Origin of the sequence: Microbacterium sp., assembly GCF_044508325.1 — a bacterium.
Taxonomy (GTDB): Bacteria; Actinomycetota; Actinomycetes; order Actinomycetales; family Microbacteriaceae; genus Microbacterium.
Genome location: NZ_JBIQHX010000012.1, coordinates 33,231 through 48,656, shown reverse-complemented (window position 1 = coordinate 48,656; position 15,426 = coordinate 33,231). Strand labels below are relative to the sequence as shown.

Annotated in this window: 14 protein-coding genes; 8 read left to right on the top strand and 6 right to left on the bottom strand. The window is 70.5% G+C overall.

Annotation, left to right across the window (positions count from 1 at the left end):
* Positions 1–121: 121 nt before the first annotated feature.
* On the bottom strand, positions 122–2,104 hold the full coding sequence (locus ACIWQI_RS10855; RefSeq protein WP_396657369.1) for an acyltransferase family protein: 1,983 nt from the start codon (positions 2,102–2,104) through the stop codon (positions 122–124).
* 65 nt (positions 2,105–2,169) lie between these two features.
* Between ACIWQI_RS10855 and truA the strand changes: the two genes are divergently transcribed.
* Together truA and ACIWQI_RS10845 are read left to right on the top strand one after the other, a co-directional pair.
* Positions 2,170–3,015, top strand: a complete 846-nt coding sequence (truA, locus tag ACIWQI_RS10850) for a tRNA pseudouridine(38-40) synthase TruA (protein WP_396657367.1) — start codon at positions 2,170–2,172, stop codon at positions 3,013–3,015.
* 44 nt (positions 3,016–3,059) lie between these two features.
* The gene (locus tag ACIWQI_RS10845; protein ID WP_396657366.1) at positions 3,060–3,746 is read left to right on the top strand and encodes an endonuclease/exonuclease/phosphatase family protein; all 687 of its coding nucleotides are present in this window, start codon (positions 3,060–3,062) and stop codon (positions 3,744–3,746) included.
* 144 nt (positions 3,747–3,890) lie between these two features.
* Here the strand turns inward: ACIWQI_RS10845 and ACIWQI_RS10840 are convergent, their stop codons facing one another.
* Both ACIWQI_RS10840 and fdhA read right to left on the bottom strand, forming a co-directional pair.
* Entirely contained in the window at positions 3,891–4,289 is a 399-nt protein-coding gene (locus ACIWQI_RS10840) for a heme-binding protein (RefSeq protein WP_396657364.1), read from the bottom strand.
* A gap of 32 nt (positions 4,290–4,321) precedes the next feature.
* Positions 4,322–5,539: a formaldehyde dehydrogenase, glutathione-independent gene (fdhA, locus tag ACIWQI_RS10835; protein WP_396657363.1), complete on the bottom strand. Its 1,218-nt coding sequence runs from the start codon at positions 5,537–5,539 to the stop codon at positions 4,322–4,324.
* A 149-nt stretch (positions 5,540–5,688) separates the two neighbouring features.
* On the opposite strand from fdhA, the gene ACIWQI_RS10830 reads away from it, so the two are divergent.
* Positions 5,689–6,960, top strand: a complete 1,272-nt coding sequence (locus tag ACIWQI_RS10830) for a LuxR C-terminal-related transcriptional regulator (protein ID WP_396657362.1) — start codon at positions 5,689–5,691, stop codon at positions 6,958–6,960.
* Here ACIWQI_RS10830 and ACIWQI_RS10825 read toward each other — a convergent pair.
* Genes ACIWQI_RS10825 through ACIWQI_RS10815 form a run of 3 tightly spaced genes read right to left on the bottom strand, consistent with a single transcriptional unit; the run spans position 6,957 to position 10,220 of the window.
* A complete protein-coding gene (locus tag ACIWQI_RS10825; RefSeq protein WP_396657360.1) occupies positions 6,957–7,535 on the bottom strand; it encodes a hypothetical protein in 579 nt (192 codons plus the stop codon). The two genes, ACIWQI_RS10830 and ACIWQI_RS10825, sit on opposite strands and share 4 nt — an antisense overlap.
* A gap of 48 nt (positions 7,536–7,583) precedes the next feature.
* A complete protein-coding gene (locus tag ACIWQI_RS10820; protein ID WP_396657358.1) occupies positions 7,584–8,054 on the bottom strand; it encodes a hypothetical protein in 471 nt (156 codons plus the stop codon).
* 21 nt (positions 8,055–8,075) lie between these two features.
* Positions 8,076–10,220 (bottom strand): acetate--CoA ligase family protein, encoded by a 2,145-nt coding sequence (locus ACIWQI_RS10815; protein ID WP_396657357.1) that lies wholly within the window; start codon positions 10,218–10,220, stop codon positions 8,076–8,078.
* A 114-nt stretch (positions 10,221–10,334) separates the two neighbouring features.
* On the opposite strand from ACIWQI_RS10815, the gene ACIWQI_RS10810 reads away from it, so the two are divergent.
* The 5 genes from ACIWQI_RS10810 to ACIWQI_RS10790 are packed head-to-tail and all read left to right on the top strand — an operon-like array spanning position 10,335 to position 15,352.
* Complete coding sequence (locus ACIWQI_RS10810; RefSeq protein WP_396657356.1) at positions 10,335–11,291, top strand: ABC transporter permease; 957 nt, start codon at positions 10,335–10,337, stop codon at positions 11,289–11,291.
* Positions 11,288–12,142, top strand: coding sequence for an ABC transporter permease (locus tag ACIWQI_RS10805; RefSeq protein ID WP_396657354.1), 855 nt, complete (start codon positions 11,288–11,290; stop codon positions 12,140–12,142). Before ACIWQI_RS10810 ends, ACIWQI_RS10805 begins: the two co-directional genes overlap by 4 nt.
* Entirely contained in the window at positions 12,139–12,945 is an 807-nt protein-coding gene (locus ACIWQI_RS10800; RefSeq protein ID WP_396657353.1) for an ABC transporter ATP-binding protein, read from the top strand. Before ACIWQI_RS10805 ends, ACIWQI_RS10800 begins: the two co-directional genes overlap by 4 nt.
* The gene (locus ACIWQI_RS10795) at positions 12,942–13,808 is read left to right on the top strand and encodes an ABC transporter ATP-binding protein (RefSeq protein WP_396657352.1); all 867 of its coding nucleotides are present in this window, start codon (positions 12,942–12,944) and stop codon (positions 13,806–13,808) included. The genes ACIWQI_RS10800 and ACIWQI_RS10795 overlap by 4 nt, the downstream gene beginning before the upstream one ends.
* An 8-nt stretch (positions 13,809–13,816) precedes the next feature.
* Positions 13,817–15,352: an ABC transporter substrate-binding protein gene (locus ACIWQI_RS10790; RefSeq protein ID WP_396657351.1), complete on the top strand. Its 1,536-nt coding sequence runs from the start codon at positions 13,817–13,819 to the stop codon at positions 15,350–15,352.
* The last annotated feature ends 74 nt before the right edge of the window (positions 15,353–15,426 follow it).

The window sequence follows — 15,426 nt, the reverse complement described above, 5'->3', positions numbered from 1 at the left end:
GCGGCTTCACAGCGAGACACACTTTCTGCGCGCGTACACACCGTGTGCCGGTGTGTCTGTGCGCCGAAGATGTGTCTCGCGGACCGCGCGCAGCCGCGCGCGAGACGCGGAGACCAGGGGGTCAGTGCATGCCGAGGCGCTCGCGATAGGTCTCCAGCTGCGCATAGCGCCACTCCAGCAGCGCCTGGCGGTAGATCTCGTCGACGCGGCTCTGCTCGGCGGCATCCAGCGCCTCGCCGACGGTGTCGGCGAACAGGCGGCCCCCGGACTGCCCGGGATGGATGCGGTCGCCGGCCAGCAGGTCGGTGTGGGACCCGGCAGCGTCCGACCACGAGGCGATCGAGACGTTGTCGTGAGCGGCGGCGAACGAGCGCAGGTCGCGGTTGACGCCGGGGATCCAGCTGCGCGGGGCGTAGGCATCCACGAGGATCAGCTGCCGGTCGGGTCCGATGATCTCCAGCGTCTCGCGCATCGGCTGCGCCGCCACGGGTCCGTTCGTGCCCAGGGCGAGGACGACGTAGGGTCGCAGCTTTCCGGCGCGCTCGAGCTTGCCGAGGATCGTGGGAGCCGCCCACATCGAGCGCGAGACGGCGGCGTCGACCGAGATCCCGGGGAACCGGTCCAGCAGCGCCTTCGCCGAGGCGAGCATGACCGAGTCGCCGATCGCGGTGACCTCGTCGCCGGCGATGGGGGTGGGGTCGGGCGGAACGGGCTTGTCGGTGGCGTCGGGATCGACCACCGGGTCGGTCACGACCGGCGACGGCGGCGGGGCGGATGCCTCCGGCTCCGGCGTCGCGGGTGCGCTCGAAGCATCCCCCGCCTCGTCCAGCGCGTCCTGTCCCGCCGCGACCACCGCCTCGGCGCTGGTCATCTGCGGAGCGGCCGCGATCGCCGCGGTGGTCCCACCGATCACGAGCACCCATGCCGCCAGCCCTGCCAACGCGCCGACCCGTGCGGCGGGGGCGCCCGCCAGTCGCCTGCCCAGCAGAGCGAACGACCCGCGGAAGCCGAGCCTGCGCACCGGCTGCTCGATGAAGCGATACGACAGCTCGGCCGCCGTCAGGGTCAGTGCGAGGGCGACGACTCCGATCGCGGGCGGCACGAAGAAGCCCGGCCCGGTGCCCTGCAGCCAGGCCATCAGCAGCACGATCAGCGGCCAGTGCCACAGGTAGAGGCCGTACGAGCGGTCGCCGATCCAGCGCAGCGGCTGCACGTCGATCGCCGCGCCGAACCACGATCGCGGCCACACGCCGGCGATGATGGCGACGGCGCTGAGCAGGCTCGCCGCAGCGAGCTCGCCGGGGAAGGTGGCGACCTCGTCGCCGGCGGGGATCGTGCCCACGACGACGAGCCCGGCCACGGCGGCGATGCCCACGATCAGAGTGATGATCCGGGCGGCGGGCCGCAGCATCCACCCCGCCGGCCTGCGCACGACCGTCCGCAGCGCGAAGGCCACCGAGACTCCGAGCAGGATGCCGAACGCGTGCGAGTCGGTGCCGAAGTACACCCGGGTCATCTCGGCGCCGCCGAGGACCAGCACGGCCATCCACACCGCGGAGGCGCCGGCAGCGACGACCGCGACCGCCGCGCGCAGCCACGCCCACGGCAGCAGCAGGAACAGCGGCAGCAGGAGCGGCCACAGCACGTAGAACTGCTCCTCGACGGCGAGCGACCACAGGTTGCGGAACAGCTCCGGTGTGTCCTGCGTGAAGTAGCTCGTGCCCGCCGCGAGCGAGATCCAGTTGTAGCTGAAGGTCGCGGCGCCCAGGATCTGGGCACCCATCTTCACGAGCACGTCGCCGCCGATCAGCCACGCCGCGCTCGCGCAGACGGTCACCAGCACCGCGAGGGCGGGCAGGAGGCGCCGGGCGCGACGCTGCCAGAACGGCACCAGCCGGATGGTGCCCGTCCTGTCGTTCTCGTCGAGCAGGAGCGTGGTGATCAGGAACCCGCTGATCACGAAGAAGACGTCGACCCCGATGAAGCCTCCGTGCATGGCCCACTGCGGGAACAGGTGATAGACGACGACGAGCGAGACGGCGACCGCCCGCAGCCCGTCCAGGCCGGACAGGCGTGAGGAGCGGGGGGCAGGAGAGTCGATCATCGTGAGGATTCGGCGAACCGGATGCGCAGCCTCTCCGATTGTAAGCGCCGCGTAGGCTGGGAGCCGTGCGCATCCGGCTTGACATCGCCTACGACGGCTCGCACTTCCGCGGCTGGGCGCGACAACCGGACCTGCGCACGGTGCAGGGCACGCTCGAAGACGCGATGCAGCGCATCCTCCGCTCCGAGGCGCGGCTGGTCGTCGCAGGCCGCACCGACACCGGGGTCCACGCCACCGGGCAGGTCGCGCACGTCGACATCGACGACGAGGTGTGGGCAGCGGCGACCAGGCCGCGGCGAGGCCACGAGGCATCCGATCCCGTCGATGTCTTCGCACGCCGCATCATGGGCGTCCTCGGGGGCTACTCCGACGTCGCGGTGCGGCGCACCTCGCTCGCGCCGGAGGGGTTCGACGCGCGCTTCTCGGCGGTCTGGCGCCGGTACGAGTACCGCGTCGCCGACCTCGTGGCCGGGTACGACCCCCTCGAGCGCCATCGGACGACCAGCGTGCGCGCCGAACTCGACGTCGACCAGATGGATGCCGCGGCCCGCTCGCTCATCGGGCTGCACGATTTCGCCGCGTACTGCAAGGCGCGTGAGGACGCCACCACGATCCGCACCCTGCTGGAGTTCGACTGGCGACGTGACGGCGACGGTGTGCTGGTCGCCAACATCAAGGCGGATGCCTTCTGCCACAGCATGGTGCGGGCACTCGTCGGGGCGTGCGTCGCCGTCGGCGAGGGGCGGCTGGACGAGGAGGACCTGGTCGCACTGCGCGATGCGGGCACGCGCACGAGCGAGTTCAAGGTGCTCGCCGCCCGCGGACTCACCCTCACCGAGGTGGGGTACCCGGCTCCCGAGCTGCTCGCGCAACGCGCCGAGCAGACCCGCGCCCGGCGAGTGCTGGGCTGACGTTCAGGCCACTCATCGCCTGCGGGCATACGCTGGAAATCGACATGAAGGTGATCTCCTACAACCTGCGCAAGCACCGCGCGGCCGCCGAGCTCGCGGGGCTCGTCGAGCGCCACGGCGCCGATGTGCTGTGCCTGCAGGAGGCGGACACCACCGACATCCCGGACGAGCTCAACGGGCTGCGGCTGGCCGGGTCGACCCGGAACAACCGCCTGGGGCTGGCCGTGTACTACCGCGACAACACGTTCCGCGCAGTCGATGTGCGCTCGCTCGCACTGAAGAAGTCGCTGCACGATCGAGTGCTCAAGCCCGCGGAGGAGCGGATGCTGGGCGTCCGCCTGCACGATATCGACCACGGGCACGAGCTCATCGTGGCCTCGTTCCACGCCGCGCCGCTCACGGCTCTGAATCGGCTGCGCCGCCACCAGATCCGCACCGCGCTGGAGGAGCTGTCGGCGCTGGGCGACGGGCTGCCGACGCTCATGGTGGGGGACTACAACTATCCGGTGTTCAAGGAGAACCTCGGTCAGAAGGTCCGGGAGCACGGGTACGAGCTGTCTCTGAGCGACGCCCGCACGTACACGCGGTACCGGTTCTCGCGCGGGCACTACGACTTCGCGACGTCGATCGGGTTCGAGATCGAGCGCGTGCACACGCTGCCCCAGGGGCGCAGCGACCACCTGCCGATCCTGGTGACCGCGCGGGTCGCCGCGCGGCGCGCGGCCGCGTAGGCCTGCCGCGTAGGCCCGCCGCCCGCGGCACGCGCGTTCGCGCGCGCAGGAGGATCGGCGCAATGTCGGAGGATCTGCGCCGAATCCTCCGACGTTCCGCCGATCCTCCTGCAATGACGGCGGGATGCCGCGGGCCTACCCGCGTCAGAAGGCGGCCGCGCCTGCTTCAGCGACCGTCTGATCCTGCTCACCGGAGCCGCCGCTGACTCCGACGGCGCCGACGACCTTGCCGTCCCGCGAGAGCGGGACGCCCCCGGCGAAGATGGCGACCTTGCCCCCGTTGGTGGCGTGGATGCCGTAGAACTGCTGGGTCGGCTGCGAGTTGTCGCCCAGATCCTTCGTGGCGATGTCGAACGCGCGGGAAGTCCAGGCCTTGTTGATCGAGATGTTCACGCTGCCGATCCACGCGCCGTCCTGCCGGACGTGGGCGACGAGGTTGCCGCCCGCGTCCACGACGGCGATGTTCATCGGCTGGCCGACCTCGTCGGCGCGCTTCTCGGCGGCGGCGATGACGCGGCGCGCGTCTTCCAGAGTGACAGTCATTGCGGTTGTTCCTTCCGTTGCGGTTCAGCGGTTCAGGCTGTGATGTAGCCGTTGGGGTTGAGGACGTACTTGCGTGCGGCGCCTTCGTCGAATTCGGCGTAGCCGCGGGGGGCGTCGTCCAGGGGGATGGGGGTGGCGTTGACGGCCTTGGCGATCTGGACCTTGTCGTGCAGGATCGCCATCATCAGCTGCCGGTTGTAGCGCATGACCGGGCACTGTCCGGTTGTGAACGACAGCGACTTCGCCCAGCCCAGACCCAGTCGCAGCGACAGCGACCCGACCTTCGCGGCCTCGTCGATGCCGCCCGGGTCGCCGGTGACGTACAGGCCGGGGATGCCGAGTGCCCCGCCTGCCGCGGTCAGGTCCATCAGTGAGTTCAGGACCGTGGCCGGTGCCTCGTGCGCGGCGTCGGCTCCGTGGCCGCGGGCCTCGAAGCCGACCGCGTCGACTGCGGCATCCACCTCGGGTACCCCGAGGATCTGCTCGATCTGGTCTTTCGGGTCGCCCTGGGAGACGTCGACGGTCTCGCAGCCGAACGAGCGGGCCTGCGCGAGCCGATCGGCGTTGAGGTCGCCGACGATGACAACCGCCGCGCCCAGCAGCTGCGCGCCCACGGCCGCGGCAAGCCCCACCGGCCCCGCCCCGGCGATGTACACCGTCGAACCCGGCCCCACGCGCGCGGTGTAGGCACCGTGGAACCCGGTCGGGAAGATGTCGGAGAGCATGGTGAGGTCGAGGATCCTCTCCAGCGCCTGATCCCGGTCCGGGAACTTGAGCAGGTTCCAGTCCGCGTACGGCACCAGCACGTACTCGGCCTGACCACCGACCCACCCGCCCATGTCGACGTATCCGTACGCGCTGCCCGGACGGTCCGGGTTCACGTTCAGGCAGATCCCGGTCTTGCCCTCCTTGCAATTCCGGCAGCGGCCGCACGCGATGTTGAAGGGCACCGACACGATGTCGCCGACCTTGATGAACTCCACATCCGGACCGGTCTCGACGACCTCGCCGGTGATCTCATGCCCCAGCACCAGGCCCGCCGGCGCGGTCGTGCGGCCCCGGACCATGTGCTGATCCGACCCGCAGATGTTCGTCGCCACCGTGCGCAGGATCACCCCGTGCGGCACCTTCCGCCCCACGTTCGCAGGGTTCACCCCCGGCCCGTCCTTCAACTCGAACTCCGGGTACGGAGTATCGACGACCTCGACGACTCCCGGACCCTTATAGGCGACTGCGCGGTTGCCAGGCATCTTCGCTCCATTCCCGGGCGTCGTCGCCCGAAATCCGCCGGGGGACCGGTGCGGCCCCGGGCCTCAGCCTCCTCCTTCCGTTCGAGTGGCGCGATCGCTCCGCAGGACCGTCTTGCCCACCCCAATGGGTGGGTGGCATCGTGGGGGGCATGCCCGACGGCGGACCCGACTGCACGAGAACGACTCTGCGCGAACTCGCCGAGACGGTCAGCGCGCCCGCTGCCGATCTGCCGGCGCGCCTGTCGCAGCTGCTGTCCCCGTTCGTCGCGCACAGCGCGCTGCTTCTGCTGGCCGCCGACGCATCGGGCGGGCACCGTCGCGGAGTGGGCGACCGCGGGTTCGTCGACGACGTCCCGCTGATCGAACTCGACGAGCTGCGCCGCTCCGCGCAGCCGGGCACGTCACGGCGCATCGAGCTGACCGTCGCGGACGAACCCCGCGGCGCGCTGCAGTTCACCTCCCGCAACGGTGCGCTGCTGCTGCTGGCCGATCCGCGTGTCGGCCATGACGGCGGGTCGACGGCGCTCGATCTGTGGGACATCGTGGCGCTGCGGGTGCAGGAGCTCGCGGATGCGGCGCCACCGGGTTACCTGAAGCTGGCCCGCGCCGCATCCGGCGAGCGCATGGGCGCTCTCACCGAGCTGGCGGACGAGTACTCCACGACCTTGGAGTCGGTGCTCGCCGCCCTGCGATCGACGCGGCTCGACGACGCCGCCGCGCGGGCATCGGCGACCGCGGTGGCAGCCGAAGGTCTGGTGCATCTGCGCACCGCCAGTGACCGGGTGCGCACCTTCACCGAGGAGCCGGTCACCACCGCGTTCCAGCGGCTGCGCGAGGACCTGCGGCCGCTCGTGCGCTACCGCGAGCTGGAGGTGCAGTTCGTGGAGCCGCCCGCTGACGGGCGGCCGCTGCCCAGCGAGGTCGCGCACGGGGCGCGCGCGGTCGTGCGCGGGTCGATCCTCGCGCTCATCGATACGCAGGGCGTCAGCCGAGTGCGCGTGCAGTGGGACTGCGACGGCGAGAACCTGCTGATCGACCTGCGCGACGACGGCCCGGGCGACCTCGGTGCGGCATCGATCCAGCTCGAACTCGTGCGGCACCGGGTCAGCGCGCTGGGCGGCCGGCTGGTCACGCACGCCACGCCCGGCTGGGGCACCGAGATGTCGATCGTGATCCCGCTCGACCCGCCGCAGTCGGCGCACGAGGCGACCGCGGTGTGGAGCTTGCGACCGCGCGAAGCGGACGTGCTGCAGCGGCTGGCTGCCGGGCGCCGGAACCGGGAGATCGCGGCAGACCTGTCGATCAGCGAGAACACCGTGAAGTTCCACGTCGCGAGCATCTACCGCAAGCTCGGCGTACGCACCCGCGCGGAGGCGACCGCCGTGTACCACTCTCGGCTGGGGGCGTCGGCCGCCGGCTAGCTCTCGCCCATGCCCCTGACGGTGTCCACCATCAGATCGACCATGATGCGCTGGCGCTGCGGGGTCCAGTGGTCGGGATGCTCGACGGTCGAGAGCGTGATGCCGTTGACTCCTGCTCGGCAGTAGTCGATCGCGTCCTCGAGGCGCCGCTCCGGCACGAGCGGGGCCAGCGCATCGCGCAGAAGTCGCCGGGCACGCTCCTCCATCCCGTCGGCGAAGATCTTCGCGCTCGCCTGATCCTTGTCGCCGATGAGCGCGACGCGGCCGCGCTCCTGCAGCCGGCGGTTCTCGCTCTGCGGGATCATGTCGAGCAGCATCGCGCGCAGGTGCTCGAGGGGTCCGGATACTCCGTCCGGCGACACCGGCGGCGGCGTCAGCTCGATGTAGCGCTCGACCGTTCCGCGCATCAGGTCGGCCCGCGTCCGGTAGATGTGGGTGACCTTGGTCACCGATCCGCCCAGCTCGGCCGCGACGGCCTGCAGGGTGAGCCCCCGCGGGCCGCCGCGCGCGAGGATCTCGAAGGCGATCCGGGCGATGTCCGACTTGCGCTTCTCCACATCGAGCGGCCGTGGCACAGTCTGCACTCCCCTCTGAGCCCACCCGCCCCCAGGACGGCGAGCCGTCTACCGGCTCTCGTCCTTGACCGGAAGCCAGTAGACGAGCCACCGGGCGGCGAACGCGGGTCGTTCGCTGCCGCTGTGGTCGACGACGGAATCGAACGTGAGGACGTACCCCTCGTCCTTCTCCCGCACCTGGGCGACGGTGAGATTGAGCCGGATCTTGTCATCGGATGTTACCGGGGTGATGAAGCGGGCGCGCTCCATCCCGTAGTTCCAGCCGGTGCAGGAGGTCGGATCGGTGCGCAGGACCGCGTTCGTGAGATGGTCGAGCAGGCCGAGCAGGTGGAAGCCTTCGATGAGGCCGTCCGGATACAGGGACTGTCCGAAGGATGCCTCGTTCTGGTCGGTGTACGTCGCGAAGTCGAAGGCGGGGCGGCGGTCGGGGGCGACCGAGAACCAATCCCCCTGGAAGGTCTGTCCCTCCAGGGAGGGGATCTCGTCGAAGGTGACGTTCGTGCGAGCGGTGGTGGCCATGCGGTTCCTTTCGTTGGACATTCAGGCGAGGACGGGGGCGGGCTCGTCGCTCGCGACGATGAGCGCGTCGACGATGCGCGCCGCGCCGGTCGCCGGCGTGACGAGCACGGGGTTGAGGTCCATCTCGGCCACGAGCCCGCGCAAGTCCTCGGCGAGCACCGAGACCCGGGCGGCGACGTCGGCGAGCGGGCCCGAGTCGGTGGGCGGCACGATCCCGCGGTACCCACCCAGCAGCCGCGCGAACCGGGTCTGACCGATGAGCTCGGCGGCCCGCTCCGCGCTGAACGGCGCCAGCGCGCCGGCGACGTCGTCGAGGACCTCCACGAGCACGCCGCCGCTGCCGACGATCACGTAGGCTCCGTGCGGCTCGCTCGAGGTGAAGCCGACCACCGCCTGCAGCGTCGTGTCCACCTGCTCCTGGATCTCGATCCCCTCGACGGCGTCGGCGCCGACGGCATCCGTCGCGCGGTGGAGGATCGTGTTCACCGCATCGCGCAGGGCGGTCTCGTCGGCGATGTCGGTGATGACGCAGCCGGCCTCGGTGCGGTGCGGGATCGCGGCGGAGACGACCTTCGCGACGAGGGGGAACGGGATGCCTCGACTCACCGCGACGGCCTGGTCGGCGTCGGCCGCCTGCACCGAGCGCACCCGGGTGATGCCGTAGGCGTCCAGGAGCTTCTCGGTCAGCGCGGCCGGGAGCGCGCCGCGATGCTCGGCGACTTCGGTCCGCAGCTGCTGGACCGTGGCGGCGTCGGGGGTGCCCGTCGGACGGGCTCCCGGTTCGCGGATCGGACGCCTGTTGGCGGCGATGGCCCGCACGGCGGCGAGGGCGGGGGCGAAGCCGCGCACGATCGGCACGGGCACGACGACCTCGTCGCGGAAGTGCCGGCTGATGCTCTGTCCGGTGCTGGAGGCCATCAGGATCGGCTTGTCGACCGTCCCGTACACGGCGTTGACGGCATCCCACGCGCGGCCTTCGACCTCGTACTCGACGAGGGTCAGCGTGTCTTGCGCGTCGACGACGACGACCACCGCGTCGACGGTCTCGTCGGCGGCGAGGGTGGCGAGCACCTCCGGGTACGAGACATCGTCCGAAGTGCCGCCGCCGGTGTCGACCGGGACGGTGGGGCTGCCGCCGGGGATCAGCTCGACCAGGCGGGCCCGGGTGGCATCGGTCAGCGGCGCCATCTCCACCCCGGCGTGCTCGGCGAGGTCGGCCAGCAGCGCCGACTGACCGCCCGAGATCGTGGTGGCGGCGATCCGCGTGCCGCGCGACGACCGCGTGGACGGGCGGGACATCAGCTCGAGGGCGGCGGCCAGTTCGTCGTAGTCGTCGAGCAGGGGCACGTCGAGGTCGTCGAACAGCGCGCGATAGGCGTCGTCTGCCGCAGACAGGGCGCCGGTGTGGGCGGTGGTCGCTCGCTGTCCGGCCTCGGTGCGGCCCACCTTGAGCACCGCGAGCGGCTTGCCGGCGGCGCGGGCGGTCGCCACCGCCGCCCGGAAGCGGTCGGGGTCGGAGATCGACTCCAGCACCAGTCCGATCGCCTCGGTCGCGTCGTCGTGTGCGAGCCATTCGATGTAGTCCGCAGAGGTGAGCTGCCATTCGCTGCCGCTGGAGATCACCTTCGAGTACATGCCCTCCCGAGAGGCGCGCGGCAGGAAGATCGCGGCAGAGCCGGACTGTGCGACGATCGCCACATTCCCGGCGGCGATCCGCGACACGCCCCGCTGCTGGATCCACAGCGGGATGCGGTCGGTGACGTTGATCAGACCCATGTTGTTCGGGCCGTGCACCAGCATGCGCGACGAGTCGACGAAGCTCTTGAACTCCTCCTCGAGCGCGCCGGAGAAGCCGGTGGAGGGGACCAGCGCCGTCTGGCATCCGATCTCCTCGAGTTCGCGCAGCACCCCCACCACGGCAGGTGCCGGCAGGGACACGACCGCACTGTCCAGGCCCTCGGGCAGGGCGCTGACGGAGGTGACCGCGCCGCGGCCGTCGATCTCGCCGCCGCTGGGATGGACGAGATGGATGTCGCCGGGGAAGCGCTCTTCGCGGAGGTTCGCGAGCACCTCGTTGCCGGCTGCCGTCTTGCGGGTCGAGGCGCCGATGATGGCGACGGAGGCGGGGCGGAGCAGTCGCGTCAGCTGAGAGGTCCGGAATGTCATGGGCAGCCTTTCGTCTGGGGCGAACCGCCTCTTGCGTTCGTAGTGTGTGCCTCGTTATATTACTTCGCACACACTACGTCGAAGTCAAGCCCGACTTGCAGAGAGGTGGCGAGGATGCCCCAGACCCTTCCCCGATGGAAGCGGATCGGGCGCGGCGCCCTGCAGATGCTCGTGCTCATGCTCGGCTGCACCTTCCTCGTGTTCCTGCTGCAGTCGCTCTCGGGCCGTGACCCCGGACGGGCCATCCTGGGGCAGTACGCCACGCAGGAGGCCGTCGACGAGCTGAACGCCAAGCTCGGGGCGGATCAGCCGTTCTTCATCCAGTACGTCGACTTCCTGGGGCGGCTGCTGCAGGGGGATCTCGGGATCTCGTACTACAGCGCGACACCGGTCTCGGAGATCCTGGCGGGACGGATCGCGGCGACCGGGCTGCTCCTGCTGATGGGCTTCGTGCTGTCTCTGCTGATCTCCCTCCCGCTGACGATGGCGGCCGTGCGCCGACCGGGCGGGATCGCCGACTCCCTGGTGCGGCTGTTCACCCTCGCGGGGACCGTGATGCCGGCGTTCTGGCTCGGCATCCTGCTCATCCTGCTGATCGCGCTGCCGACCGGATGGTTCCCCGTCGGCGGGTACGGCGACACCTTCGCCGAGCATCTGCGTGGGCTGTTCCTTCCCGCGCTGACAGTCGCCATCGGGCTGGCGCCGGTGCAGATCCGCACGCTGCGCACGTCGTGGCTGCGCTCGATGGGCTCGCCGTATGTCGAGGCGGCCCGCTCGCGGGGGGTCACCCAGAACCGACTGATGGTCGCGCACGCCCTGCCCAACAGCGCGGTCCCGCTCATCGCGATCGTCGCCGTGCAGGCGGGCTGGTCGATCTTCACCGCGGTGATCGTGGAGAACACCTTCCGGATCCCGGGGCTCGGTCAGGGCCTCATCCTCGCCGCGAACCAGTCCGACTTCCCCGTCGTCAACGCGACGACCCTGCTGATGGCCTTCGCCGTGGTGATCATCAGCTTCGTCGCCGACTGGATGAGCACCCTCTTCGACCCGAGACTGAGGACGTCGCGATGACCGCCGCCGCCCCTCCCGCCACCGTCACCCTCGCCCTGCGCCGTCGCAGGGCCCGCAGTCGCAGGAGCATCTCGTGGCTCGGCGTGGGGATCATCGTCGCCTTCGTGCTGCTCGCGCTCGTCGGGCCTCTCATCGCGCCGGCGGACCCGCTCGCGCAGAACCTCGCGGATCGGCTTCAGCCGCCCTCCGCCGAGCACCTGCTGGGCACCGACGCGCTGGGCCGCGACCTCCTCTCCCGCGTCATCTACGCCGCCCGCATCGACCTGCCGATCGGCCTTGCCGCAGCGCTCATCTCCGCGACCGTGGGGATCGTCCTGGGCGCTGCGGGCGGGTTCATCGGTCGCTGGGTCGACACGGTGCTGATGCGGCTCGGCGACCTCGTGATGGCCTTCCCCACCTATGTGCTGGTGATCGCCCTGATCGCGATCATGGGCGCCGGGGTGCCGGCGATCCTCGTCTCGTTCGCCCTGCTGGGCTGGGTGCCCTACGCCCGCCTGCTGCGATCCGAGATCCGCCGCGTCAACCAGGAGGAGTACGTCGCCGCCGCGTGGCTTGCCGCGATCGCGCGGATGAAAGTGCTGCTGGTCCACATCCTGCCCAACGCGATGCGCCCGGTGCTGTCGTACTTCGTGATCGACATCATGATGGCGATCCTGACCCTGGCCTCGCTCTCTTACCTGGGGCTCGGGGTCCAGCCGCCCGCCCCCGAGTGGGGCGCCATGGTCGCCGAGGGTCAGCCGTATCTGCAGACCAACTGGTGGCTCACCGCGGCGCCGGGTCTGACGATCGCCGTGCTCGGACTCGGCTTCCTGCTGCTGGGCGAATCACTGGAGAAGAGGCTGCGCGCATGACCGCCGACGAGATCCTGTCGATGGAGCACGTGAGCGTGACCCTCGATGACGACCTCGCGACTCCCGTCGTCGACGACGTGTCGCTCAGCGTGCTGCGCGGGGAGTGCCTGGGCCTGGTCGGCGAGTCGGGTTCGGGCAAGTCGCTGCTGCTGCGCAGCATCCTCGACATGGTGCCGCCGCCGCTGGAGATGACCGGTTCGGTGCGGTGGCGCAGTGCTCCCGGCGAGCCGCTGCTGGACATGGACCGCCGCGCCGCCCGTGGCCGGGACGTGAGCATGATCTTCCAGGAGCCGATGCGGTCGCTCAACCCCGCGCGCCGCGTCGAGTGGACCATCGCCGAGCCGCTTCGGATGCGTCGCGGGCTGCGCGGCAAGGCGCTGCGCGAGAACATCCTCACCCTGCTGGAGGACGTCGGCATCAAAGACCCGCACCGTGTCGCGCGCGCCTATCCGCATGAGCTGTCCGGCGGGCTGCAGCAGCGCGTGATGATCGCGGCGGCGCTGTCGACCCAGCCGCAGCTGCTGCTGTGCGACGAGCCGACCACGGCGCTGGACGTGACCACGCAGGCGACGATCCTCGAGCTCCTGCAGAGCCTGCAGGCATCCCGAGGTCTCTCGCTCGTGTTCGTCTCGCACGACCTCGCTGTCATCTCGGAGATCGCCGACCGCGTCGCGGTGCTGTACTCCGGTCAGCTCATGGAGGTCGGCGCCACCGACGATGTGATCCACGACCCGCGCAACGGGTACACGCAGATGCTCGTGGGCTCGATCCCGAGCCGGCGTGCAGGGGAGGCAGGTCGATGACCGCGCTGCTGAGTGTGGAGTCGCTGTCCGTCACCTACGGGCGCAAGCGCTCGCGGCGGCACGAGACGCCGCCCACCGTGTCCGGCGTGTCGTTCGAGGTGGACGCCGGTGCGGCCGTGGGCATCGTGGGGGAGTCCGGAAGCGGCAAGTCGACCACGGCCCGCGCCATCGTGGGGCTGCTGCCCTCCGACGGCGAGATCCGCCTCAACGGCGAGCTGCTCTCCAGCCCGCGGCCGGCAGCGGTGCGCCGGAAGATGCAGATGGTCTTCCAGGACCCCACATCGTCGCTGAACCCCTCCATCCGCTGCGATCGCGCGCTGATGCAGGTGCTCCCGGACAGCTTCGCCGATGCGGATGCGCGCCGGGCCCGCGCCCACGAGCTGCTCGAGCAGGTGCGCCTGCCGTCTCGCCTGTTCTCGGCCTGGCCGTCCGAGCTGTCGGGCGGTCAGCGCCAGCGGGTCGCGATCGCCCGGGCGCTGGCCACCGACCCCGAGGTGCTCGTCGCTGACGAGGCGACCTCTGCGCTCGACGTCTCGGTGCAGGCCACGATCCTCGACCTCCTCACCACGCTGCGCGCCGAGACCGGCATCGGCCTCGTCTTCATCTCGCACGACCTCGCTGTCGTGCGAGCGACCTGCGACGACGTGCTCGTCATGAAAGACGGACTCGTCGTCGAGCAGGGCGATGTCGAGACCGTGTACGGGTCGCCGGCGCAGCCGTACACCCGCCAGCTGATCGACGCCGTCCCCACCGTGGACGACGCCCGCCCCCGAAGACTCCGTCACAAGCAGGAGACCGTCCCTCGCTGGGTGCGGCCGGACTCAGGCACAGAGCCCGTCACCGCCACCAGCATCACACAGTAAGGAAACCCATGAAGAAAACCTGGCGCGCCGCAACCGCAGCGCTCGCCGCCGTCGCGCTGTTCGCGATGGCGGCATGCTCCTCGGGATCGACCGGAACCGATGACGACGGCGAGGCGGTGACCGGCGGCATCCTCAACATCGGCGTCTCCGCCGACATCGTCGAGACGATCCCGTCGGCCATCGCGCAGTTCAACACCCGGGCGATCATGTCGAACATGTACGACCAGCTGCTGCGCGAGCCGGTCACCGGCACGACGCCCGAGCCGTGGCTGGCGAAGGACTTCGAGGTCTCGGACGACCGCCTCACGTACACCTTCACGCTGCGCGACGACGTGGTCTTCCACAACGGCGAGGCGATGACGGCCGATGACGTGGTGTGGACGCTCGAGTACGCCCGCACCGATCCGAACACCGAGGGTGAGCTCGTCAACATCGACACGGTCACGGCGACCGACGAGCACACCGTCACGGTGACCATGGTGCGGCCGCAGCCCGACCTCCTCATGGCGCTGACCGACCCGGCCATGGCGATCCTGCCCGCGGACTTCGGCGGCATGAGCGCCGACGAGTTCCGGGCCGCACCGATCGGCACCGGCCCGTTCACCTTCGGCGACCGCACCATCGGCACCGACGTGCGCTTCGACCGGTTCGACGACTACTGGGGCGAGGTCGCCCTCGTGGACGGCCTGCACTTCAAGGTCTTCCCCGACGTGAACGCGGAGGCGGTCGCGCTGCAGTCCGGCGAGATCGACATCGCGAGCAACGTTCCGCTCGACTCGGTCAACCTGCTGCAGGGTGAGGTCATCGAGACCGCGCAGCAGATCGTCGAGGTGCTGCAGCTGAACTCCAACACCCCGATCATCGACAACCCCGACTTCCGCCGTGCGCTCTCGCTGGGCATGGACCGTCAGGCGCTGGTCGACTCGCTGCTGGGCGGATTCGGCACCCCTGCCGACACGCTTCTGAGCATCACCTCGTTCCCCGAGGGCGTGCCGTCGCTTCCGGACACCCCGTACCAGTACGACCCGGAGGCGGCTGCCGACCTGGTGGCGGCGTCGGGCTATGACGGCTCGCCGCTGCGGCTCATCTACTCGACCGGCATCCCCACCGACGTCTCGCTTGCCGCCGCGCTGCAGGCGCAGTGGAAGGAGGTCGGCATCGAGGTGGAGCTGAACCCGCTCGAGTCGGGCGAGTGGCTCAAGGCGGTCACCGCAGCACCCCCGCACGACAACTACGACATGTCGATCAGCCGTGTCGGCGGCGCCACCGCCACCCCGCAGTGGGGCTTCGCCGCGGTGTCGCAGTACTTCGGCGGCGGCTGGCCGACCGACGACGTCGACACCGCCGTGCAGGCGTATGCCGAGGCGACCTCGACTGCTGAGGAGCAGCAGGCGCTGGTCGACTACGAGCTCAACATGGCCGAGACCCTGCCGACGGTCTCGATCGCGTACATGAGCGTGGTCTGGGTCGTCAGCGACAAGGTCTCGGGCCTGGAGCCGCGCGCGTCGCAGTTCATGGCGCTGAACACCGTGTCGCTCGGCTGATCCCGTTCGCGACACACCCGGGCCGGTCCTCCTCGTGGGGGCCGGCCCGGTTCGTGTCGGCACACCAGGATGGG